General features: G+C 73.1%; 22 protein-coding genes. 14 read left to right on the forward strand and 8 right to left on the reverse strand.

Annotation, left to right across the window (positions count from 1 at the left end):
- Positions 1 to 389 precede the first annotated feature (389 nt).
- Positions 390 to 977: a hypothetical protein gene (locus NE235_RS01265; RefSeq protein ID WP_252798772.1), complete on the forward strand. Its 588-nt coding sequence runs from the start codon at positions 390 to 392 to the stop codon at positions 975 to 977.
- A gap of 49 nt (positions 978 to 1,026) precedes the next feature.
- Here NE235_RS01265 and NE235_RS01270 read toward each other — a convergent pair whose 3' ends face one another.
- From NE235_RS01270 to NE235_RS01300, 7 genes are all read right to left on the reverse strand, one after another.
- Entirely contained in the window at positions 1,027 to 3,057 is a 2,031-nt protein-coding gene (locus tag NE235_RS01270; RefSeq protein WP_252798773.1) for a hypothetical protein, read from the reverse strand.
- Positions 3,054 to 4,712 (reverse strand): ABC transporter permease subunit, encoded by a 1,659-nt coding sequence (locus tag NE235_RS01275; RefSeq protein ID WP_252798774.1) that lies wholly within the window; start codon positions 4,710 to 4,712, stop codon positions 3,054 to 3,056. Before NE235_RS01275 ends, NE235_RS01270 begins: the two co-directional genes overlap by 4 nt.
- Positions 4,709 to 5,941, reverse strand: a complete 1,233-nt coding sequence (locus NE235_RS01280; protein ID WP_252798775.1) for an ABC transporter substrate-binding protein — start codon at positions 5,939 to 5,941, stop codon at positions 4,709 to 4,711. The genes NE235_RS01275 and NE235_RS01280 overlap by 4 nt, the downstream gene beginning before the upstream one ends.
- Complete coding sequence (locus NE235_RS01285; protein WP_252798776.1) at positions 5,931 to 6,518, reverse strand: ATP-binding cassette domain-containing protein; 588 nt, start codon at positions 6,516 to 6,518, stop codon at positions 5,931 to 5,933. Before NE235_RS01285 ends, NE235_RS01280 begins: the two co-directional genes overlap by 11 nt.
- A gap of 210 nt (positions 6,519 to 6,728) precedes the next feature.
- Positions 6,729 to 7,382, reverse strand: coding sequence for a class I SAM-dependent methyltransferase (locus tag NE235_RS01290; protein WP_252798777.1), 654 nt, complete (start codon positions 7,380 to 7,382; stop codon positions 6,729 to 6,731).
- Positions 7,383 to 7,706: 324 nt separating this feature from the next.
- Complete coding sequence (locus NE235_RS01295; RefSeq protein ID WP_252798778.1) at positions 7,707 to 9,122, reverse strand: PP2C family protein-serine/threonine phosphatase; 1,416 nt, start codon at positions 9,120 to 9,122, stop codon at positions 7,707 to 7,709.
- A 363-nt stretch (positions 9,123 to 9,485) separates the two neighbouring features.
- The gene (locus NE235_RS01300; protein ID WP_252798779.1) at positions 9,486 to 10,118 is read right to left on the reverse strand and encodes an Hsp20/alpha crystallin family protein; all 633 of its coding nucleotides are present in this window, start codon (positions 10,116 to 10,118) and stop codon (positions 9,486 to 9,488) included.
- Positions 10,119 to 10,576: 458 nt separating this feature from the next.
- Here NE235_RS01300 and NE235_RS01305 point away from each other — a divergent pair, with 458 nt between their 5' ends.
- The 11 genes from NE235_RS01305 to NE235_RS01355 all read left to right on the forward strand — a co-directional run bounded on the left by NE235_RS01305 (position 10,577) and on the right by NE235_RS01355 (position 19,234).
- Positions 10,577 to 11,284 carry a hypothetical protein gene (locus NE235_RS01305; protein ID WP_252798780.1) on the forward strand — a complete coding sequence of 236 codons (708 nt, stop codon included), beginning with the start codon at positions 10,577 to 10,579 and terminating at the stop codon, positions 11,282 to 11,284.
- A 6-nt stretch (positions 11,285 to 11,290) separates the two neighbouring features.
- Positions 11,291 to 12,583 (forward strand): SRPBCC family protein, encoded by a 1,293-nt coding sequence (locus NE235_RS01310; RefSeq protein WP_252798781.1) that lies wholly within the window; start codon positions 11,291 to 11,293, stop codon positions 12,581 to 12,583.
- Between the two features lie 23 nt (positions 12,584 to 12,606).
- Positions 12,607 to 13,008: a gas vesicle protein GvpJ gene (gene gvpJ, locus NE235_RS01315; RefSeq protein WP_252798782.1), complete on the forward strand. Its 402-nt coding sequence runs from the start codon at positions 12,607 to 12,609 to the stop codon at positions 13,006 to 13,008.
- A gap of 1 nt (position 13,009) precedes the next feature.
- Complete coding sequence (locus NE235_RS01320; protein ID WP_252798783.1) at positions 13,010 to 13,795, forward strand: GvpL/GvpF family gas vesicle protein; 786 nt, start codon at positions 13,010 to 13,012, stop codon at positions 13,793 to 13,795.
- Positions 13,796 to 13,798: 3 nt separating this feature from the next.
- Positions 13,799 to 14,041 carry a gas vesicle protein GvpG gene (locus tag NE235_RS01325; RefSeq protein WP_252798784.1) on the forward strand — a complete coding sequence of 81 codons (243 nt, stop codon included), beginning with the start codon at positions 13,799 to 13,801 and terminating at the stop codon, positions 14,039 to 14,041.
- Between the two features lie 34 nt (positions 14,042 to 14,075).
- Positions 14,076 to 14,513 carry a gas vesicle protein GvpO gene (gene gvpO, locus NE235_RS38025; RefSeq protein ID WP_252798785.1) on the forward strand — a complete coding sequence of 146 codons (438 nt, stop codon included), beginning with the start codon at positions 14,076 to 14,078 and terminating at the stop codon, positions 14,511 to 14,513.
- The gene (locus NE235_RS01335; RefSeq protein WP_252798786.1) at positions 14,510 to 14,992 is read left to right on the forward strand and encodes a gas vesicle protein; all 483 of its coding nucleotides are present in this window, start codon (positions 14,510 to 14,512) and stop codon (positions 14,990 to 14,992) included. Before gvpO ends, NE235_RS01335 begins: the two co-directional genes overlap by 4 nt.
- Positions 14,985 to 15,776, forward strand: coding sequence for a GvpL/GvpF family gas vesicle protein (locus NE235_RS01340; RefSeq protein ID WP_252798787.1), 792 nt, complete (start codon positions 14,985 to 14,987; stop codon positions 15,774 to 15,776). The genes NE235_RS01335 and NE235_RS01340 overlap by 8 nt, the downstream gene beginning before the upstream one ends.
- Positions 15,773 to 16,021 (forward strand): gas vesicle protein, encoded by a 249-nt coding sequence (locus NE235_RS01345; RefSeq protein WP_252798788.1) that lies wholly within the window; start codon positions 15,773 to 15,775, stop codon positions 16,019 to 16,021. The genes NE235_RS01340 and NE235_RS01345 overlap by 4 nt, the downstream gene beginning before the upstream one ends.
- Positions 16,018 to 16,464 (forward strand): gas vesicle protein K, encoded by a 447-nt coding sequence (locus NE235_RS01350; RefSeq protein ID WP_252798789.1) that lies wholly within the window; start codon positions 16,018 to 16,020, stop codon positions 16,462 to 16,464. The genes NE235_RS01345 and NE235_RS01350 overlap by 4 nt, the downstream gene beginning before the upstream one ends.
- Positions 16,465 to 16,648: 184 nt before the next feature.
- Positions 16,649 to 19,234, forward strand: a complete 2,586-nt coding sequence (locus tag NE235_RS01355; protein ID WP_252798790.1) for an ATP-binding protein — start codon at positions 16,649 to 16,651, stop codon at positions 19,232 to 19,234.
- Between the two features lie 30 nt (positions 19,235 to 19,264).
- Here NE235_RS01355 and NE235_RS01360 read toward each other — a convergent pair whose 3' ends face one another.
- Positions 19,265 to 20,005 carry an SDR family oxidoreductase gene (locus NE235_RS01360; protein ID WP_252798791.1) on the reverse strand — a complete coding sequence of 247 codons (741 nt, stop codon included), beginning with the start codon at positions 20,003 to 20,005 and terminating at the stop codon, positions 19,265 to 19,267.
- A gap of 93 nt (positions 20,006 to 20,098) precedes the next feature.
- Between NE235_RS01360 and NE235_RS01365 the strand changes: the two genes are divergently transcribed.
- The gene (locus NE235_RS01365) at positions 20,099 to 20,650 is read left to right on the forward strand and encodes a TetR/AcrR family transcriptional regulator (protein ID WP_252798792.1); all 552 of its coding nucleotides are present in this window, start codon (positions 20,099 to 20,101) and stop codon (positions 20,648 to 20,650) included.
- Positions 20,651 to 20,850: 200 nt separating this feature from the next.
- Positions 20,851 to 21,795, forward strand: coding sequence for a DUF523 and DUF1722 domain-containing protein (locus NE235_RS01370; protein ID WP_252798793.1), 945 nt, complete (start codon positions 20,851 to 20,853; stop codon positions 21,793 to 21,795).
- Positions 21,796 to 21,819: the final 24 nt, after the last annotated feature.

Genomic DNA, 21,819 nt, shown 5'->3' on the forward strand with positions numbered 1-21,819 from the left:
CTCGGCGAGGCGTCGCGCCGCCAGGTGTCCTCAGCGGGAGGGACGTCCCGCAGCAGGTGGTCGGCGCGCCGCCGGCCGCGGCGCCGCCCGCGATCTGATTCAGACCTAAGGAGAGCGATCTTGTCTAAGTCAGGACCCGGCGAGCGCTCGGAGTCGCTGGGTATCCGCCGGCCGGTGGCGTTGCCCAAGGCGGACATCGAGGGAACCGCAGACCTGGCGCCGGCCACCGGCGCCGAGCCGGCCCAGGAGGTCGACCGGCCCGCCACCGAGGAGGAGAAGGCCGCCGAGACCGCGACTCCCGAGGGGGAGAAGGCCGGCGAGACCGGAGAGCGGCCGAAGGACACGTCGCCGGCGGCGGCCAGCAGCCTCCGCCGGGCGCGTACACCTCCATGTCCCCGTCGGCGACCCCGACCTCGAAGCCCTCCGCGCACGCGACGCCCACCCCGGGGGCCAGCAAGAGCGCCGCTTCCAAGACCTCCGGCAAACCTTCACCTAGCGCCCATGCCGCCCATAAGGGTGGTTCGTCGAGTAAAACAGCCAGCAAGGGTGGTTCCTCGGTCGGAGCGGCCAGCAAGGGCGGTTCCTCGAGCAAGTCGGCCCACAAGGGCGTTCCGGCGAGTGAGAAGCCGACGTCGGGTGGGAACCCGTACACACTCGAGGTCCACGCGACCTACGACATCAACCCGGGGAAGACCCTGCGCACGAACCGCCTCGCGCTGACCATGCAGAAGGGCGGCAACCTCGTACTGCGTGACACGACCGGCAAAATCGTCTGGTCCACCGGGACGCATCAGGCCGGCGCGTACGCCGAGTTCCAGACCGACGGCAACCTGGTCGTCTACGTCAACGGCAGACACGCGGTCTGGGCGTCGGGGACGTACGGCCACAACGGCGCGACGCTGGTGCTCCAGACCGACTACAACCTGGTGATCTACGACGGCCACAACGCGCTGTGGGCGAGCCATACGAACAGGTGACCCCCGTGACCGGGCGACGCCGTTCGCGGGGATCTGCCGGGTCCTGGATTCACCGGCTGACCCGGCCCTCCTCGTCTCCGATCGAGCGGTACAGGATTTCGGCGTCGCTCCAGGCGTCCTCCGCCGCGCCGTGGTGGTTCTGCCGGTGCCACGCGACTCCGGTCAGCTCGCGGGCGTACGCCTGGAGTGCGGGGGCGCCGATCTCCTGGGCCAGAGTCGCGGCCCGGTCGAGGTAGCCCACGGCCGCGTCGTACCGCTCCGCCTTGATCTCGATGGCACCGAGATTGATCAGATCGATCGCCCGGCCCTCTCTGTCGCGTTTCGGCCGGGCCCGGTGGGCCAGGCGCAGGTCATTGCGGGCGGCGTCGAGGTCGCCGTTGTCGGCGTGGCACACCGCCCACTCCGTCTTGAGCTGGCTGAAGTAGGGCACGTGGCCATGCCCGAGGGCATCGGCCTCGGTGAGCAGGCGCTGTGCCTCGTCGACGCGCCCGCGGCCGCGCGCGACCGCGGCCATGCGGATGTAGGCGACCGCTCGGGCGGTGGCGTCGCCGGTCTCGGCCCCGCGGGCCAGCATCGCCTCGGCGACGTCCACGCGCTCACGGTCACGCTGCTCGCGGGAGAACCAGCGGTCCAGCGCCTCGGCGATCGCCCAGAGGCCGGCCGCCGCGCGCATCGGCGGCTTCGGCACGCCGAGCAGGGCCAGCAGGGTGACGTCATGGACGGCGAACCACCGCGTCGCGTCGAGGTCGTGCTCGCCACCGAGCATGCGGGCGTTGTCCTGGGCGAGGCCGGCGTAGAAGTCGGCGAGTCTGACCTGCACCCGCGCGGTCTCCCGGGGAGGAACCGGATCGGCGAGGCTCACGGCGGACGGGACCACCCGGGCCCCGGAGGAGCTGCGCTGGACGAGGAACCTCCGGCTGAGCTCGGCCAGGTGCCGGTCCGCCTCCTGCAGCGAGATCCCGCCGAGCGCGGCGATGGCGGCGTCGGTGAACTCCGCGTCGGGTGCGGCGACGAGTTGTGACAGCAGCCGCCGCGCGGCGCTGGGCGCCCGCGTGAGGACCATCGCCATGATGGCGTGCAGTTCGAGGATCTCGCCGCCGTCCTTCAACACGCGCAGGAGCCCCGCGAACGTCTCGCCGGGGTTCTGGGCCAGCCAGCGTCCCAGCAGGATCGCGACGCGTGGGTGCCCGAGCGGGTAGTGCTCGGCCAGCTCGCGGGCCGCGGCCGGATCGGCCTGTGCCCGCGCTCGGATGGAGTTGCGTGCGGTATCGGGGGAGTGCCACCGGTGCCGGAGCCGGTCCAGCAGGGTCTTCGGCGTCGCGCGCGGTGGTTCGCCGGCCTGCCGGCACAGCAGTTCGAGCGCGTGCTCGGGGGCGAGGCCGCTGACCGGCACATCCGGAACGCCGGTCAGCTCGTCGGGGCCGATCGTCCCGGCGATGATCACGAAGGCCCCGGGGACGCCCTCGGCGATCCACCGGACCTCGTTCACGTCCTGGACGTTGTCGATCACGAGCACCAGCCCGCTGCCGCGCAGCTTCTCCACGACCGCCCGGGTGGCGTCGGCGCCGGACAACTGCAGGTCCAGGCCGAGGATCCGCAGCACCGGCATCCGCACCCACCGGTTCCGGTCGCGCAGCAGTGGGATCCGCGACAGGCCGGTTCCGTTCGGCCGCAGCCTGCTCAGGTCCACATAGCGCTGGGACTCCTCGCTCGGGACGAGCCGCCGGGCCGCCGCGACGGCCACCGACGAGGTTCCGATGCCGGGAGGCCCGTGCACCACGACCGTTCCATGGCGGTGCGCCCAGGCGAGGACCGTCTCCATGATGGAGTCACGGCCGACGAGATCGTCGACCCGCGGGAGGTCCTGCGGGATCGGGTCCGGGCCGCGCTCAGACGGCCGGAGCAGTCGCGACACCGAGAACACCAGGATGCCCACGCCGATGACGACCCAGGGCACCCAGGTTCCCACCGCACCCAGTTGATTCGCGGCCACCTCGCCCACGGCCTTGAGCGCGACCGCGCCCGCGAAGGTGACGTATCCGGCGGTCCGCTGGAACCGCGACCTGCCCCGGGAGGTCATCGTCGCACCCCCTGGGTGAAGCCCTGGACCAGCCATTTCCCGGTCCCGAGGACCAGCGTCAGCGGAATCACCGTGGAGACGACGGCTCCGGCCGCCAGCACCCCGGACGAGGTCGTGAACTCGCGCGTCTGGTCGTACAGCACGAACGTCACCTGGCCGGCCTCCGGGCCGCCGAGGAGGAAACCGACCACGAAATCGTTCCAGACGAGGACGAACTCGAGCACCGCGACGGTCAGTACGGCCGGCCAGCTCTCCCGCGCGACGGCGAAGAGCACTGAATCCGGATCCAGCAGGCGGACGCGGTCCGGGTCCGGGCGGGCGGAGACGAACGCGGCGCGCAGCAGCAGCACTGCGAGCGGCACCGCCAACGCGGTGTGCACCAGGGTCAGGGCGGTCGGTGCGCCGAGCAGACGCAGGTCGTCGAACACGCGCCCGAGCTCGACGATCACCGTCTGCGGCGGCACGACCGCGACCACGGTCGTGACCGCGATGAGGATCCGTCCCGTCCGGCGCGACAGTCCGCCTCGCGCGAGCGCGTACGCCGCCGGCACGGCGATGACGACCAGCAGCAGGGCCGCGCCCACCGAGCGCACGGCGGTGTTCGACAGGGCGTCGAGCAGCTCACCGCTGGCGAAGGCGTCCCGGTAGGAGCCGAAGCCGAAACCGCCGCTCCACCACCCGCCGCTCGCGGCGGCCTCCGGCGTGTGCAGCGAGGTGAGCAGCACCACCGCCGGCGGGACGAGCCAGACGGCGATCGCGAGGACCGCGACCACCCGCCCGCGCACGCCGGGCGGGGGCTCCTCCTGCTCCTCCACAGGGTTCGGCCACTGCCGGCTGAGTCCCCACAGCAGGGCCAGCGCCAGCGCCGCGACGCACAGGAACATGACCACGCTGAGCGCTGCCCAGGTGCTCTCGGCGACGTCCAGCCGCCACCGCCACCAGTGCACGCCCGCGACGTCCACCTCGGCCTGCTCCGAACCGGGCGCGGTGATCAGCACCAGCTCGAACACCCGCGCGGCGGCGAGCAGCGCCACGATGAGCACGAGCGCGCCCGCGGGCACCAGAGCGGGCAGCGTCACGGTGGACCATCGTCGCCGGCGGCCGTGCCCGAACGCCTGGGCCATCCGTGTGAGGTCGCGCGGAACGCGGCCCAGCCCGGCCCGGAACACCACGACGGCCAGCCCGGCCCACTGCCAGGCGAACGCCAGTCCGAGCACCGGCCAGATCCCCGGTGATCCGAGGAACCGGCCGCCCAGCGCATCGGCAGGACCGCCCGGGGTGAACAGCAGCCGGAACGCGACCGCGGTCACGAGCGTCGACACCGCGATGGGCGCGGCCAGCACACCGAGGCGCCGGACACCGCGGGCCTGCCAGGCGAGGAACAGCCCGAACGCGCAGACGACCGGTGCGAGGACCAGCCACACCAGGCTGTTGACGATCGCGTGCCTGATGCCGTGATCGGTCCACAGCGCGCCATAGCCGTGGCCGCCGTCGTCGAAGCTGACCACGACGGCCCAGACCAGCGGGAGCACGACGACCGCGCCGACGAGCGCGGTGGCGGGCAGGAGATACGCCACGGCGCGCCACGGCAGGCTGCGGTGCCCGCGCACCGGAGCACGGGTGTCCTCGATGAGGCGGACGTGGAACGCCGTCACGATGACGCCTCCTGCTCCGCGGCGAGCCTCTCGCACGTCCGGGTGACCGCCACGTCCAGCGGCGTCCGGTGGATCGCGACCCCGGCGAAGAAATCCTGGAAGATCTTCCAGGTGCCGCGGCCGTCGGAGCCGGTGAGCCGCCCGCCGAGCTGATCGGACAGATCGAACGCCGGGCCCTGGCCCGTCGTGGTCTCGGCGCGTACCTGGTCGGCCAGCGCCGCCAGATCGGGGGGATAGTCCTTCACCGCGGGGTTCACCGACAGGAACCCGCCCGCTCGCGCCCAGATGTCGGCCGCTCGTGGGGTGGCCAGCCAGGCGATGAGCTCGCGGCCCGCGTCACTGTGGCGGTTCAGCAGGACGGCGGCGTCGCCGCCGACGATGAGCGAGCGCTTCTCCCCTTCCCGGCAGGGGAACCGGAACCAGCCCGCCGGCGCGCTCCCGAACTGCTCGATGACCGGATGGTCGAAGTCGGCCCCGACCAGCATGGCCGCCCGCCCGTGCCGGAACACGTCCAGCACGGCCTGATCGAACTGGATCAGCAGCGCGCGACGCGGACCACCGGGGAAGGCGCCGGGGATGGCCCAGACCTCGCCGACGCGGCGCAGGGCCTCCCGCACCCGCGGATGGGTCCACAGCGGAGCGCCGCCGACGAGGGCGCGATAGACCTCGGGATCGACACTCAGCAGGGCGTTCTCGAACCAGTCGGTGAGCACCCAGCCATCGGCCGCGCCGAGGGCCAGCGGCGGGTGCCCGGACGCCGCCATCGCCCGGCACAGGTCCACCCACTGGTCCCAGGTGGCCGCCTGATCGCCGCCCAGTCGATCCCGCCGGTACCAGACCAGTGACTTGTGCGCGGCCTTGAACCACACGCCGTAGTTGGTTCCGTCCCGGGCCAGCAGATCCGCCCAGGACGCCGGGATCCCGCGCGCCGGAGGAAGGGGGGTGAGCCGGTCGCGGTGGGCGTCCACCATCGCCGGACTCTGGATCAGCGCGACGTCCGGGACGGCGGTGCGCGCCACCCGGTTGGCGATCAGCGCGTCGAGATCGTTGCCCGCGGAGCGCACACCGACGTCGACACCTCCCCGCACGAACGGAGCCAGGACGCTGCGGAACCGGCTGAGCTCCGAGCCGCTCCAGATCACCACGACGCGGACGCTCTCCCGTGGTCTCCCGCACGCCGCCGTGAGCGTCAGCAGCGCCAGCCCCGTCATCGCCTCCCTACGTCGCATCGTGGAGTTCCTCCGGCCGTACGGCGCCGTCGGCGAGGGCGCCGCTCTCCCGATCGGTGATCACCAGGACGGTGGCGCCGTACGCCTGCGCGGCGGACACGGCGGGGCGGCAGGAGACCTGCCCGGCGCGGTCTTCGAACACGATGACGCCAGGGTTCCGCGGATGGCCCAGCGCGCGGGCCACGGCCACGCGCAGGCGCTGCGCGGGGGAGAGCTCGTGCGGATGCCGCTTGCGCATGCCGGTGAGCCGGAGGTCGCGGAGCCGGTCCGCGGCGTGCGCGGGATCCCCGCCGTACGCGACGTTGCGCTCGACGTTCAGGTGCGGTAACAGCCCGCCGCCGACGGGCACGAGTGTGATGCCGCGCTCTCCCGGCGGCGCATCGGTGATGTCCCGCCCGTCCAGACGGACGGCGCCGGCGAGCGGCCGTGCGAGCCCGAGCACCACGTCGGCGAGCGCGGTGCCCGGGTCGGGAGTCGTGCCGATGACGGCCGACCTGCCGGACGGAACCGTGAGGGTGAGGTGGTACCGCGCACCGTGGGCCGGCCAGACGAGCGCATGCAGATGCAGGCTCGGCACGACTCGTCTCCCTCGACGTGTGCGGCGCTGGACGCGTGGACCCTCGGTGACCCCGGCACGATAACGCGATTGTAAGGAGGGGGTAACCCTTTGCAAGCGCCTTTCACTACTTCCTGCGTGACCGAAAGTCACAGGGTGCGGCGCTCAGGGGCCCGGCGTACGGCCGCCCGCGCGGGAGCCGAGCCCGTCGCGCGTCCGTGGCCGGTCGTCTCAGGACGCGCGGCGGGCGAGCAGCGTGGAGTCGTGAGCGTCCACCGTGACGCCGTCACGGGTCAGCGTGCGCGGGCGCTGTTCGGCCACGAGGACGTCGAAGTCCTCCGGCAGCGCGGGCAGCAGTTGCCCGGCGGTGAACATCGCTTCGCGGTGGCTCGCCGTCAGGTGGGTGAACGCCTCGGACGGCGCGTGGCCGACGATGAGCAGGTGCCCGCCGGGCGCGACGGCCTCGGCCAGCCGCCGGGTGACCTCGGCCATTCCGCCGCCCGGCGGGTGCAGGTAGTGGCTGGTGACCAGGTCGTAGGTCCGGCCTCCGGCCGCGAAGGCCCGTGCGTCGATCCGCCACCAGTCGACGCGGTCGGCGACGCCGGCCTGCTCGGCGCGCCGGGCGGCGCGGGCCAGGCCGTTGGCGGAGAAGTCGGCGCCGGTGACCGTCCAGCCTCGCCGCGCCAGCCAGATCGCGTCGCCGCCCTCGCCACAGCCGACGTCGAGCGCGGTGCCCGGTGTCAACCCGGTCACCTCGGTGACGAGCTGGGGGTTGGGATTTCCGCTGAAGACCTGTTCCGGCCCGGAGTACCGCTCGTCCCAGCTCGCCGGCTCGAACGTGGCCGCGGCCTCATCGTCGGTGAGCCGGCGGTCGTGTCCACTCATCGAACGGTTCCCTTTCCCGTGGATGTGGTGCTGACAGGGCGACCAGGGTCACGTAGCGCCTGGTCGTCCATGCCCACGAGCCTCCTCGCCCCGTCGATGGTTCGGCAACCTTTATTGCCGTTTCCGCAAATCGCTGGAACTCGGGACGCCGAGAGCCCGGCGAGCTGGACGCGTGCGCACGCGCGCAGGGGGTGATCAGCGGCACCGGACCCCGCGGCCCCGGTGCCGCCGAGCCACGCCGCCACCCCACCGGAATCGCCTCTCGAAAGAGGGAGTCGTCATGACGGCGGCGCGACGATTCCCGGCGCTCGATGCGCGCGGCCGCTAACGCTCGGGATGCTGCATGGGCAGTGTCGTCTGGGGCGTCAGCTGAATGGCGCCACCAGGGGTGGTGGGCCGCCACTCGGCGAGCATGATGGTGGCGTCGTCGGCCAGCGGCGCGCCGTGCTCGGCCAGGAGGCCGTGGACGAGGCGCCGCAGCGCCTCCGGCGTGGACATGCCGGCCGCGGTCGTCCGCAGGATGGTGTCGGCCAGGCGCTCCACCCCGAACAACTCGCCGGTGCGGGTGCGCGCCTCGATCACACCGTCGGTGTAGCACAGCAGACGGTCGCCCGGCTGCAGGGTCTCGTGGTGCGTGCGCGGCCGCGTGCCCTCCAGCAGCCCCATGGGCGGGTCGGGGGTCCGGGCGAGCTCTTTGATCACTTTGTCCTTGCGGATCAGCAGTGGGGGCGGATGGCCGCAGTTGACCCACTCCAGCCGCCCGGTCTCCGTCTCCAAGTTCAGCAGCAGGCCGGTCATGAACCGCCATTCCGGACTGTGCTCGCGGATCGCCCGGTCGGCGACCGTCGCGATCTCGGCGAGGCCGCCGCCGGCCCGCCGGGTGCTGCGGCAGGACGCCAGGCCCACGGACGCGACCAGCCCGGCCACCAGGTCGTGCCCGGCGGCGTCCAGCACCGTCATGTGGACGCTGGTGTCCATCGTGGAGAAGTCGTAGGCGTCTCCGCCCAGCCGGTAGGCGGGTTCGGCCGCCGCGGAGATCACGACGTCCTTGGTGGCCAGCGTGTGGCCCGGCATGAACGCCCAGACCATCTCGGCCGACAACTCCATGCGTTCGCGCCGGCGCAGCCGCGCGAAGGCGTCGCTGTGGATGCCGTGGCTGGCCACGAGGAGCGCCACCACTCCGGCGAGCAGGTGACATCGCTGCAGCACCTGTTCACCGAGGCGGTCGAGGGCCAGCTCCAGGACACCGAGCCGTACGGTGCCGTCCACCAGCGGCAGCCAGACCCGGTGGCGCCGCACCGGCGCGTCGACCCCGGTCAGGTCTCCCGGGGCGTCGCCCTCCTCGGCCGTCACCACGGTCAGCCTCCGGTAGGCCAGCCCGGCCACCGTGCCCTCGATCCGCACCATCCCGGGCGCGGGCGTACAGTCGCCGAGGCTCGTCAGGTGGCCGATCGGTTCCACGCCGCGCACGGGCGCGGGCGTACCGTCCCCTGGAACGTCGACGTCGACCTCATCGCCGAGGCCGGTGTCCGTGCCGGGATCCGCGGCGCAGGGCAGGGGCACGAGCACCGTCTCCTGGAGGTCGGCCAGGTACACGACGACCCGCGTGATGCCCAGCGGCCGGGCCTGGTGCAGCACCACCTCGGCGAGCCGGTTCGGCGGGTTGCACCGCGCCTCCCGCAGGATGTCCGCCAGAATCCGCTCGCCCACCGACAGGCCGGCGGCCTCACCGGTGCTCATGCCGTCACCCGGTGCCGCCCCGCATCGGCGTGTTGCGGCCGCGGTGGCGGGTGAGGGGATCGGCCGGCGCGTGTTCCGCGTCCTGGCGATCGCGGAAGGTCTGTTCGGACACCGGCGACTCCTGCCGACAGGTCTCCAGGCCGGGGGACCGCCGCAGTGACGCCACCGGCCCGCCGACCTGCTCTGACTCCGACCCTACGCCCGGCCGCCGGCCGATTCACGCGCAGCCCGAAACGGCCGTCACGGCCCGTCCGCCTCGGCCACTTTCGAGGCCGAGAGGGCGGCGGTGGACGGCGGGCGGCGTGACGGATCAGGACGCGGTGACGCTCCGCCGGGACGGGTCGGCCCTCGGGCCGGACGCCCTCACTCGGGCATGGCTCCGGGGTCCGTGCCCCCGGCCGGCATGCCTCCGGCGTGCGTGCCTCCCGCCGGCATCCCGGTGGCCCGTCCTTCGGCCGGCATGTCCGTGGTCTCCATCCCGGCCGGCATGCCGCCGGTCTCCCCGCCGCCGAGCGGCATTCCCGTCGTGCGGGCGCCCGTGATCGGGATGCGGTGCCCATGGGCTCGCTGGGCCTTGGGGATGCGCAGGGTGAGCACGCCTTCTTCGAGTTTGCCCTCGACGTTGTCCGCGTCGACGTCGGACGGCAGTGACGCGTGGTAGTGGAAGCGCCCGACCCGTACGCGCAGCGCGTTGGAGCCCTCGGTCTCCTCCCTGACCTCACCGCTCACGCACAGCTCACGGTCCCGGATGTTCACGTCGACGTCGTCCGGCAGGATGCCCGGCAGCTCGAGGCGGACGACGTAGCCGTCCTCGGTCTCGTCGATCTCCGCGATGGGTACCCACGGGCGTTCGGTCTCGGCTTCCATCGGCGGCTGGATGAGCCCGGTCATCCGGTTGAGCAGTTCCTGGACGTCCGCGAAGGGATCCCGGTGCAGCAGCCCGGTCGGCTCCATTCCGTGCAGCCGGCCGGCCCTGCCGCGCCGCCTCATCGGCATAGTCATGACAATCCCCGTTAGTGATCGATATGGGCGCCCTCGCCGGCGTCCACTCTCCCCGTTCCGTCGGCGCGGTGACCTGCGGTCATCGCAACGGCCTCACCGAGCGCCGTACCCGGCCGATGTCGGAACGACACGTCGGCCGGGCCGCTGAAGGCCGGTCGCCGCGCCCGCTCCGCCGCCGCCCCCGACCCTCAAGACGGGCCCGCACACGCCTCTTCTCCGGGTGTCGGGTCGAGGGCCTCCAGGGCCCGTGGAGGCGCCGTCGAGGCCGTCGGCGTCCGGGTTTTGCAGACGACGCTGAGGGTAGGGCGATCGGTAACAACCTACGTATTGATCGTTTTCACGCTCGAAGTCGGCGATATCGGCAGTAAGGGCGGCCGGGAGCCGACGGGTCGGTCAGGGTGGATGGGGGCATGGCACCCGTTCCGGCTGCGGGCGCTAAGGGGGACACGATCATGAAGGACGGATTGCGGATCGCCCTGGCCGTCGGCGCCGGTTACCTCATGGGCCGTCGGCGGAAGATGAGGCTCGCGCTCACGCTCGCCGCGGCCGGCGCTTCGGGACGCATCGCCAGGAACCCGGCGAACCTCGTCAAGCAGGGTACGAAACTGCTGAACACCTCACCCGAGGTGAAGAACCTGACCGATGCCGTACGCGGCCGCCTCGTCGAGGTCGGCAAGGCGGCGGCCGTCACCGCCGCGAGCAGCCAGATCGACGCGCTCAGCGACCGCCTTCAGCGGCGGACCGAGTCCCTCCTGCGGCCGCCGACGCCCGGGGGCGCCCGGGAACGGGAGGACGAGGAAGCCTACGCGGGCCGGGACGTCCACGAGGAGGAGCGCTACGAGGAGGAGCGCTACGAGGAGGAGCGCTACGAGGAGGAGGGCGGGCAACGGCCGAGGCGCGGGCCCGCCGCCGTCCGCAGGGCGTCGTCAGCCTTCCGCCGCCGGCCGGCCGGCCGTGACCTCGACGAAGAGGAGGAGCGGCCGCGCGCCCCCCGGAGGCACGCCGAGGACGAGGGCGCGGGCGCGGGCCGGCCGCGTGACGTGCGGCGCTCGGCCGCCCGCTCCGCGGAGCCGGAGGACGAGTACGACGAGGAGACCGACCGGCCGCGACGGGAGGCTCCGCCGAGCGGTCGGCCGCCGATCCGGCGGATGCGGAGGTGAGCGTCGATGACGGACACGACACGCTCGGTGACCGATCCGCTGAAGCAGACCACTGAGCGGCTTCCCGGCGGTGACCTGCTCAAGGACCTTCACACCGACCGGTTGCTCGGCGAGGTGCAGAAACTGATCGCAGCGATGGGGACGCGCGCCGCTTCGCGCCTGCTCGAGCGGATCGAGGGCACCACGGACCGGCTCGGCGACTACTCCGAAGGCGGGGGAGGCGGGCTGCTGTCCGCTCTGACGGGAGGCGCCGGTGGGAGCCTCCTGTCCGGTCTGGCCAAGGGGAAGGGCGGCCTGCTGTCCGGCCTCGCCAAGGGGGAGGGCGGCGGCCTGCTGTCCGGCCTCGCCAAAGGCGCGGGCGGAGGGGTGCTGTCCGCCCTGGCCGGGGGAGGCAAGGAAGGGTCGCTGCGGGAGCGGCTCGCTCCGGGCTTCGCCGCCGCCAAGGCGTACGCCAAGACGAAGCTGCAGCAGAAGCTGGGCAAGGGCGACAAGGGCGGCAAGGGGCAGAAGATCAAGGTCATCAATATCGTCGAGACGCTCGACGTCGGCGCGCCGATCCGGCTCGTCTACGACCAGTGGACGCAGTTCGAGGACTTCCCGTCCTTCATGAAGAAGGTCGAGAACGTCCACCAGGAGAGCGACGAGAAGCTCCAGTGGAAGGCGCAGGTCTTCTGGTCGCACCGCATCTGGGAGTCGACGATCATCGAGCAGATCCCCGACAAGCGGATCGTCTGGCGGTCGCGGGGCGCGAAGGGATATGTGGACGGCGCCGTGGCCTTCAGCGAGATCGGGCCGGACATGACCCGGATCGCGCTGGTCCTGGAGTACCACCCGCAGGGGCTGTTCGAGCGCACCGGGAACCTCTGGCGCGCCCAGGGACGCCGCGCGCGCCTGGAGTTCAAGCACTTCCGGCGGCATGTCATGACCCAGGCGGTTCTGCGCCCCGACCAGATCGAGGGCTGGCGAGGCGAGATCCGCGACGGTCAGGTCGTCAAGGACCACGAGACCGCCGTGCGCGAGGAGGAGAAGGGCGAGGGCCGGCCGGAGCGGACCCCGCGCGAGGAGGAGGAAGAGCCGGAGCGCGGGCGCGAAGAGGAGTACGAGCGCGAGGGCGAGTACGCGGAGGAGTACGAGGGCGAGGAGGAACCCGGCGAGGAGGAGCCCGAATACGAGGGCGAAGAGGAACCCGGCGAGGAGGAGCACAGGCGTCGTGAGCCCGTGACCTCCGGCAGACGGCGCGGCGACACCGGGCGAGGGGACCGGGCCGAGCGCCAGGCACGCCGCGAGCGCCGCGGCTGACCGACGGAACCACTGGGGGGACCATGACCACGGCAGTACAGCCGGCGGGCGGAGGTGGACTCGGGCGCCCGTCGGGCGGCGGCCTGGCCGACGTCATCGACACGATCCTGGACAAGGGGCTCGTCATCGACGCCTACGTCCGGGTGTCGCTCGTCGGCATCGAGGTGCTGGCCATCGACGCGCGCATCGTCGTCGCCAGCGTCGACACGTACCTGCAGTTCGCCGAGGCGGCCAACCGCCTGGACCTGACGCAGACCGAGGAACAGGGGATCCCCGGTCTGATGCGGGACCTGCAGGAGGGCGGCGCGAAGTATAAGACCCGGGGCGCCATCGAGGGCGTCGGCGAGAAGCTCCGCGAGTTCGTGGGGATGGACGACGCCGAGCGGTCGGTGCCGCGCCGGCGCCGCCGATCGGGGGAGGAGTGAGATGACGGCACCTGGACAGACCCGCCCGGCCGAGAAGGTGCGCGACACGGCCTGTTACGTGTACGGCATCCTGCCGGGGGACGTGGAACTGACCCCCGACGCCCGCGGACTGCGGGACTACGACGTCGACCTGGTGCGCCACGGGGAGATCGCGGCACTCGTCAGCGACATCGACCTGGGCGGCCCGATCGGCCGGCCGGAGGACCTCACCGCGCACGAGCGGCTCCTGGACGACGCGGCCGTGGAGGTCCCCGTCCTGCCGATGCGGTTCGGCGCGGTCCTCACGAGCCGGGAGGCGGTGGAGCGGGAACTGCTGGCCGCCAACCACGACCAGTTCCTCGCGGCCTTGGACGAGATCGAAGGACGGGTCGAGTACACCCTGAAGGGACGCTACGAGGAGCGCGCCGTGCTCCGGGAGATCATGTCGGAGAACCCGGACGCCGCGGGTCTGCTGGAGCAGATCCGCGACCGCCCGGAGGAGCTCACCCGCGACGCCCGGATCCGGCTCGGCGAGTTCATCAACCAGGCGATCTCCGCCAAGCGGGACGCCGACACCCAGTGGGCCGCCCAGACGCTCGGGGAGTACGCGCGGGCCAGCGTCCCGCGCCGGCCGACGCATCCCGAGGACGCCGTCCAGGTGGCCTTCCTCGTCGAGACCGACCGGCGCTCCGAGTTCGAGAAGGCCGTGGCGAAGGTGGCCGAGGAGTGGCAGGGCCGGGTCACCCTCCGCCTGCTCGGCCCGATGGCGCCGTACGACTTCGTCGTCACGCCGAGTCCGGGGGCCTGAGCCATGGGCCTGGTCTCGTCGATCCTCACGTTGCCGTTCCTTCCGGTGCAGGGCGTCATCAAGCTCGGCGAGCTCATCGAGCAGCAGGTGGACCAGCAGCTCAACAGCCCGATGGCGATCCGCGCCCAGCTGGAGGAGATCGAGCGGCGGCGGCAGGCGGGTCTCATCTCCGAGGAGGAAGAGGCCGAGGCGCAGCAGGAGATCCTCGGCCGGCTGATCGGCGGGCAGGCCACCGGCGCCCCGTAGCGGGTCCCGGCCGTCCCGCCGGAAGGGAGAAACCGTGTCCGTCAGCCGCAGAGACCGGCCGGAACGCGCGCGTCGGCGGCTCGATGACGACGTGGACGAGGACTACGGCGCCGACTACGAGACCGAGTACGCCGAGGACGAGGCCACCGGCTACGAGGAGGACGAACCGGAGCCCCGGCCGGGGCGCGGCGGCGCGGCGACGGCCGGGCGGAGGCGGCTGTCCGCGGGGGAGGCGGCCCACGCCGCGCTGCGGGAGATCACCGCGCTCACGAACCGGACCGCGGAGGGCGTGGTGGCGATCCACCCGGCGGACAACGGCTGGGTCGCCGGCGTCGAACTGCTCGAGGCCCGTCGCGTCCCCTCCTCCTCGGACACACTGGCGCTGTACGAGGTCGAGGTCGACGAGGAGGGCGGCCTCGTCGCGTACCGGCGGATCCAGCGGTACCCACGCGGCCGCAGCGAGGCGTCATGACGCCCGAGCGGCCGCGGGGCGGCTACGTCACGCCGTACGGGGGCGGGCCGGGTGGCGGGCGCGAGGGCGCCAACCTCGGCGACATCCTGGAGCGCGTCCTGGACAAGGGCATCGTCATCGCCGGCGACATCCAGGTGAACCTCCTCGACATCGAGCTGCTCACCATCAAGCTGCGGCTGCTGGTCGTGTCGGTCGAGACCGCGCGCGAGCTGGGGATCGACTGGTGGGAGCACGACCCGTGGCTGACCGGCGACCGCCGCGGACTGGAGGAGGAGAACCGCCGGCTGCGGGAGCGGGTCGAGGACCTGGAGGAGGGCCGTCACGGGCGCCGGGCCGTGGACGCGCCGCGCCCGGAGCCGGCGGAGCCGCGTGCGGAGTCGCGACCCGGCCGGGAACGTGATCCGGAACGCGGCCGGGACCGCGGCCGCATCGAGGAACCGGAACGCCGCCACGCCGATCCGGAGCGCCGCCGTGACTGACACCGTGACGTACCTGTACGCCATCGCCCGGGACGCCGGGGCGCCCCTGCCGCCGGGCCTGACCGGGCTGCTGGGCACCCCGGTCCGGACGGTCGCGGCGGCCGGGCTCGTCGCGTACGTCGGGACGGTGCCGCTCGCGCAGTTCGGGGAGGCCGCGCTGAGGCGGAACCTGGAGGATCTGACGTGGCTGGAGGCGACGGCGCGGGCCCACCACCAGGTCGTCGAGGCGGTGGCGGAGACCGGCCCGGTCGCACCCGTACGGCTCGTGACCGTCTACCGGGCCGACGAGCAGATCGGCCGTCTTCTGCGCGACCGCGCGGAGGAGTTCACCGAGGTCCTCGCCCGGGTGGCCGGGCGGCGGGAATGGGGGGTGAAGGTCTACGCGGCCCCGCGGCACGCGGAACCGGACGACACGGGGGCCGGCGAGGCGCCGGAGGGCGCGTTCGGGCGCCCGGGGACGGCGTATCTGAAACGCCGCCGGACGAGCCTGCGGACGCGCGAGGAGGCGTGGCGCCGGGCGGCCTCGCGGGCCGAGCGGATCGACTCGGTCCTGACCGGAATCGCGGTCGCGCGCCGGCACCACCGGGCGCAGGACCCGCAGCTGTCCGGCCGGGACGACTGGATGGTGCTGAACGGCGCCTACCTGGTCGACGACGAGCGCGGTGAGGAGTTCGCCGCCGCGGTCGCCGCGCTCCGCGACCCGGAACTGGACGTTCAGCTGACCGGGCCGTGGGCGCCGTACTCCTTCACGATCAGTGAACCCGGAGCGGGAGGGGCCGCGTGACGGTCGACCGTTCCGCCGAGCGCCCGCCGGCCGCACGGGGCGGCGTTCCGGCGCAGCGCGTCGCGCTGGTCGACCTCCTCGACCGGCTGCTGGCCGGCGGCGTCGTCATCAGCGGCGACCTGACCCTGTCCATCGCCGACGTCGACCTGGTCCGGATCTCCCTGCGGGTGCTGATCGGCTCGGTCGGCGGCGACGACGTCATCGCACCGCGGCGCGATGACCTCCCGGGGGCGGTGCCGTCGTGAACGAGCCCTTCCACGCGCCGCCGCGCGACCCGGGCGCGGCTCCTCTGGCGGACACCGCTCCTCCGGCGGGCGGGGCTTCTCCGGCGGGCGTGCGTCCTTCGGTGGGTGCGGGTTCTCCGCCGGACGCCGGTCGGCCCGCCGCGGGCGCCCCGGTGCGCCGTGGGGGCCGGCGCATCGAGGCGGACTCCGAGACCGTCCAGCGCGACTTGGCGCAACTGGTGCTGACCGTGGTGGAGCTCGTGCGGCAGCTGGTCGAGCGCCAGTGCATCCGGCGGGTCGACCAGGGCGATCTGTCCGACGAGCAGGTCGAAGAGATCGGCGTGACGCTCATGCGCCTGGAAGAGGCGATGGAGGAGCTGTGCGAGCGGTTCGGGCTGTCGATGGCCGACCTCAACCTCGACCTTGGCCCGCTCGGCACCCTGCTCCCCACAGACCAGGACTGAGCGGCGCGACCGCCGTACCCTCGATCGCCGGGCCGCAAGGGAGGGTGACGGATGCCCGAAATCCGGCTTACCTGGCGCAGATTTTCAAGATCAGGTAAATAATTTCAAGCTCAGGCAAATAAGAAGCCGGGGATCCTCGCGAGCACAGGCCCCGGCCGTGGGCCCTCGATGGCAGGGAGACCTCTTGGCGGCGCAGGACGCTGAGAACGATGCGTTTCCGGACCCGCGCGAAGCCTCGACGGCGCAGGAGTTCACCGCGTTGCTCCGGCGGCTGCGAGCCTGGTCCGGGCTGACCTACCGGCAGGTGGAGAAACGGAGCGGGCTGCAAGGCGTCCCTCTCCCGTACAGCACGATCGCCACGGCGCTGCAGCGCGACACCCTGCCCCGTGAGGAGTTCGTCGAGGTCTTCGTCCGGGCGTGCGGCATCGACCCGGTGCCGTGGCTGGCGGCGCGCAAACGGATCGCGGTGGCCGAGAGCGAGGCCGCCGGCCCGGCCTGGCCCGCCGACGACCCGGCCGGAGCGGGCCCGGCACCCCGGCCGGCGGAGCTCCCGCCCGACGCCGGCGACTTCTCCGGCCGCGACGCCCCGGTACGGGAACTGACCCGGCTGCTCATCGACGAAGAGGCCAAGGCCGTCGTGATCTCTTCGATCGCCGGCATGGCGGGCGTCGGCAAGACGACCCTGGCGGTGCACGTGGCGCACGGGGTCGAGAACGTCTTCCCCGACGGCCGGCTCTACGTCGACCTGCGCGCCTACGACACGCCGCTCGACCCCGCCGACGTGCTGGCCCGTTTCCTCCGGTCGCTCGGCGTGGACGGGCAGAAGATCCCCGACACGCTGGATGAGCGCGCCGCCCTGTACCGCAGCCTGCTGGCCTCCCGGCGGGTCCTCGTCCTGCTGGACAACGCGGCCGACGAGTCTCAGGTACGGCCGCTGCTCCCCGGGACGCCGACCTGCGCCGTGCTGCTGACCAGCCGGCGGCGCCTGGCCGGTCTCGAGGGCGTGCACCACATGGACCTGGAGGTGTTCGCCTCCGGGCCGGCCGTCGAGCTCCTCGGGCGCATCGCCGGCGCCGAGCGGGTGGGCGCCGAGCCCGACGCGGCCCTGGAGATCGCGGCGCTGTGCGGCGGGCTTCCCTTGGCCGTCCGGATCTGCGGCGCCCGGCTGCGGACCCGGCCGCATTGGCGGCTGACGGACCTGACACGACGGCTGCGCGACGAGCGCTCCCGCCTCGACGAGCTGGCCGTCGGCGACCTCGCCGTGCGGGCCGGGCTGGCCCTGAGCTACGCGGGGCTGGACGCGGACGCGCGACGGCTGTTCCGCCTCCTCGGCCTGCTCGACGCACCCGACTTCGCCTCCTGGGTCGCGGACGCCCTCCTCGGCGTCGCGCCCGGGCAGGCGGAGCGCGGGCTCGACCAGCTCCTCGACGCCCGGCTGCTCGACGTGCGGAGCGTCGACGGGCCCGCCATCCGTTACCGGTTCCACGATCTCGTCCGGGTCTACGCGCGCGAACTCGCCGAACGCCACGACGACCGGTCCGAGCGGCTGGCCGCGCTGACGCGGGCGTTCGGCGGCTGGCTGGCGCTGGCCGAACAGGCGCACATGCGGCTGTTCGGCGGCGACTACGCCGTCCTGCACGGCTCCGCCCCGCGCTGGCCGGCTCCCCCGGAGCTGTGCGCCGACCCGGTGGCCTGGTACGAGAGTGAGCGGCCCGCACTGCTCGCCACGGTCGGCCAGGCGGCCCGCCTGGAACTGGACGAGCTGTGCTGGGACCTGGCGTGCAGCCTGTGGTCCGTCTTCGAGACGGTCGCCCACCACGACGAGTGGCGCGTCACGGCGGAGACCGCCCTGACCGCGACCCGCCGCGCCGGGAATCGCCGGGGGGAGGCGTTCGCCCTGACGGGACTCGCCCACCTCGCCGTCGCCCGCCAGCGGTACGCGCAGGCCGAGGAGCACCTGAGCGCGGCGATCGAGCTCTTCGAGAGCGTGCGTGAGGAGCACGGCCGCGCGCTGTGCCTCACCATCGCCGCCTACGTCGACCACATGTGCGGCCGCTACGACCAGGCGCTGCCCCGCTATCAGGAGGCCCTCGCCGGGCTCCGGCGCGCGGCGGACCACGGCGCCGAGGTGATCTGCCTGCGCTGTATCAGCCAGATCCACCTCGAGCTGGCCCGGCCCGATCTCGCCTGGCCCTACCTCGACGCCGCACGGTCGCTGCTCGGCGGTGCCGACGGGGAGAGCGTCCACCCGCAGCTCCTCAACCAGATCGGCCAGTTCCACCTCGGACGGCGCGAGCTGGAGGAGGCCGAGCGGGTGTTCACCCGGCTCGCGGACGTCGCCGACGGGATCCGGGACCCGCAGGGCGGCGCGGCGGCGCGGTGCGGGCTCGGTGAGATCCTGCTGCACCGCGGGCGGTTCGAGGAGGCGCGGCCCTTGCTGCACGAGGCGCTGACGCTCGCCCGCGAGGCGGGCGAGCGCCTGCTCGGCGCGCGGATCCTGACCGTCCTGGGCCGGTGTCACGCCGGGGAGCGTGATCACGTGCGGGCCACGGCCCTGCTCCGGGAGGCCGCCGGGATGTGCGCGGAGATCCGTACCCCGCTCTGGGAGGGGCGGGCGCTGGACGCACTGGGCGCCGTTCTGCTCGCCGCGGGCGACGCGGCGGCCGCCGAGGACGCGTGGACGCGGGCGCGGACGCTGCTCGCGGCCGCGGGCTCACCGGAGAGCGCGGACGTCGCGGCCCGCCTCGAAGACCTTCCCGGCCGTACGTGACGGGCACCGGGCATCGAGACCCCGGACCTCTTAGTCCTGGATGGTCGGGCGGATGGTGATGTCGCCGATCTCGACGTCGTCGGGCTGTTCCACGGCGAAGGCGATGGCCCGGGCGACGGCTTCCGGCGGGATGGCGAACTCCGCCATGTTCTCGCGGATGCCCTGGCGTACCACGGGATCGTCGATGGAGTCGGCGAGTTCGGTGCTGACGTAGCCGGGCGAGATCGAGGTCGTGCGCAGCATGCCGTCGGTCGACTCCTGCCGCAGGCCTTCCATGATGGTGCGCACGGCGTTCTTGGTTCCGGCGTAGACCGCCATGATGGGGGTGATCTTCAGCCCGGCCGTCGACACCGTCGTCACGAGATGGCCGCGGCCCTGGCGGCGGAACACGGGCAGTGCGGCCGCGATGCCGTGGAGCACGCCGCGCACGTTGACGTCGATCATCGCCGACCAGCCGTCGACGTCCAGGTCCGCCACGGGCCCGATCTTGCTGATGCCGGCGTTGCCCACCAGCACGTCGAGCCGGCCGAACCCGGTCACGGCCCGGTCGACGAGCCGCTCCAGGTCCTCGCGGCGAGTGACGTCGATGGCGCACGCGACGGCGCGGCCACCCTGGTCGCGGATGTCCTTCGCGAGTTCGTCGAGACGGTCCTTCCGGCGCGCACCCAGGACGACGGCGGCGCCGCGTTCGGCCATGAGTCGCGCGGTGGCCTCTCCGATGCCGCTGCTGGCCCCCGTGATGGCGACGACCTTGCCGGTGATGGCTGACATTCGTGGCCTCTTTCCGATTATTGTGGACACGTGTCCGTTTATATACGCTAGCGGACACGTGTCCGGTTGTCCACGTCGTCCTGCGGAGGGCAGATGAACACACCCCGGTTGCGTGCCGACGCCGCCGAGAACCGCGCCCGGATCGTCGAGGTCGCGCGGGCCGTCGTCGCGAGCTCGGACGAGTTGAAGCTCAACGCGATCGCCAGGCAGGCCGGGGTCGGCCAGGGCACCCTCTACCGCCACTTCCCGACGCGGGAGGACCTGCTCGCCGAGGTCTACCGGCACGAAGTCGAGGAGCTCGTCGAGGTCGCGCCGGTCCTGCTCGCCGAGCACGACCCGGTCACCGCGCTGGCCCGCTGGTTCGATCGCGTGGCCGACTACGCGCGGGTCAAACGCGGGGTGTTCGCCGCCGTCGAGGTGGGGGTGTGGCAGGACCTCTCCGCGCACAGTCTCGGCCCGATCGGCGACGCGATGACCGCGCTGCTGGAGGCCGGCAAGGCCACCGGGGCCATCCGGCCCGACGTCGACGCCCGCGACGTCATCCTGCTCATCGGCTATCTCACCCGGCTCGACGAGGAGGAATGGGACACTCGCGCCCGGCATCTGCTGGGCGTCGTCCTCGATGGTCTGCGCTCCCGCGAATGACAAGCCGCTGACACTCGTACGGCACGGTCCGCACGTCCCCGGCGCACCCGGAACCGGTGCTCCGCGAAACCCCTGCCAAGCCTCGGCCCCGGTCGAGTCCCGGCTCCCTGCCAAGCCCCGGCCCTCGGTCGAGCCCTGGCCCCGGCCGGCCCCGGCGCCGCGACAGGAGACCGCGCGACGGCCGGAATACAGTGGGGCGTATGGCGGCGCAGGAGCGTGACGCGATCGGCCGGCCGCGGATCGGGGTGTCGAGCTGCCTGCTCGGCGATCCGGTCCGCTACAACGGCGGGCACAGCCGCTGCCGCTTCCTCACCGACGAGCTCGCGCCTTACGTCGACTGGGTGCCGTTCTGCCCGGAGATGGAGATCGGCTTGGGGACGCCGCGGGAGACGCTGCGGCTGACGGCCGACGACCGCCTGGTCAGCCGGAGCCTGGCCGCCGACCATACCGCCGCGATGGCCGCGCTGCCGCTGGCCCCGGGCCTCGACGGCCAGGTGTTCAAGGCCAGGTCGCCGAGCTGTGGCATCCGGGGCATCCCGCGCTACGGCGCGGACGGGCGGCCCGCCGACCGGCGCGGTCGCGGCGTCTACGCGGCGCGGCTGATCGACGCGGACCCGCTGCTCCCGGTGGAGGACGAGGGCCGGCTGAACGACGCGGGGCTCCGGGAGGCGTTCGTCGAGCGGGTGTTCGCCCGGGCCCGGCTGCGGGAGCTCTTCGAGGGCGACTGGCGCCCGCGTGACCTGGTCGCCTTCCACACCCGCCACAAGGTCCAGATCCTCGCGCACGACCCCGCCGGGTACCGGCTGGCGGGGCGGGTCGTCGCCCGGGCCGGCGACCGGCCGCGCGAGGAGACCGAGGCCGCGTACCGTGAGCTGTTCGACGCCGCGCTGGCCCGCAAGGCCACGCGGGGCCGCAACGCGAACGCGCTCCAGCACGTGTTCGGCCTGATCAGCGAGGTCCTCGACGACACGCGGCGGCACGACATCGTCGCGAGCATCGAGGAGTACCGGCTCGGCGGCGCCCCGCTCAGCCTTCCCGTCGCGCTGCTGAGCCACCACGCCCGCGGAGAGGGCATCGCCTGGGCGGCCGACCAGACCTTCCTGGCGCCCTTTCCCGCGGCCCTTCACCTGCGCCATCACCTCTGACCGTCGCCCGGGGCTCCCCGCCGT

Source organism: Actinoallomurus spadix, from assembly GCF_024055725.1.
Taxonomy (GTDB): Bacteria; Actinomycetota; Actinomycetes; order Streptosporangiales; family Streptosporangiaceae; genus Actinoallomurus; species Actinoallomurus spadix.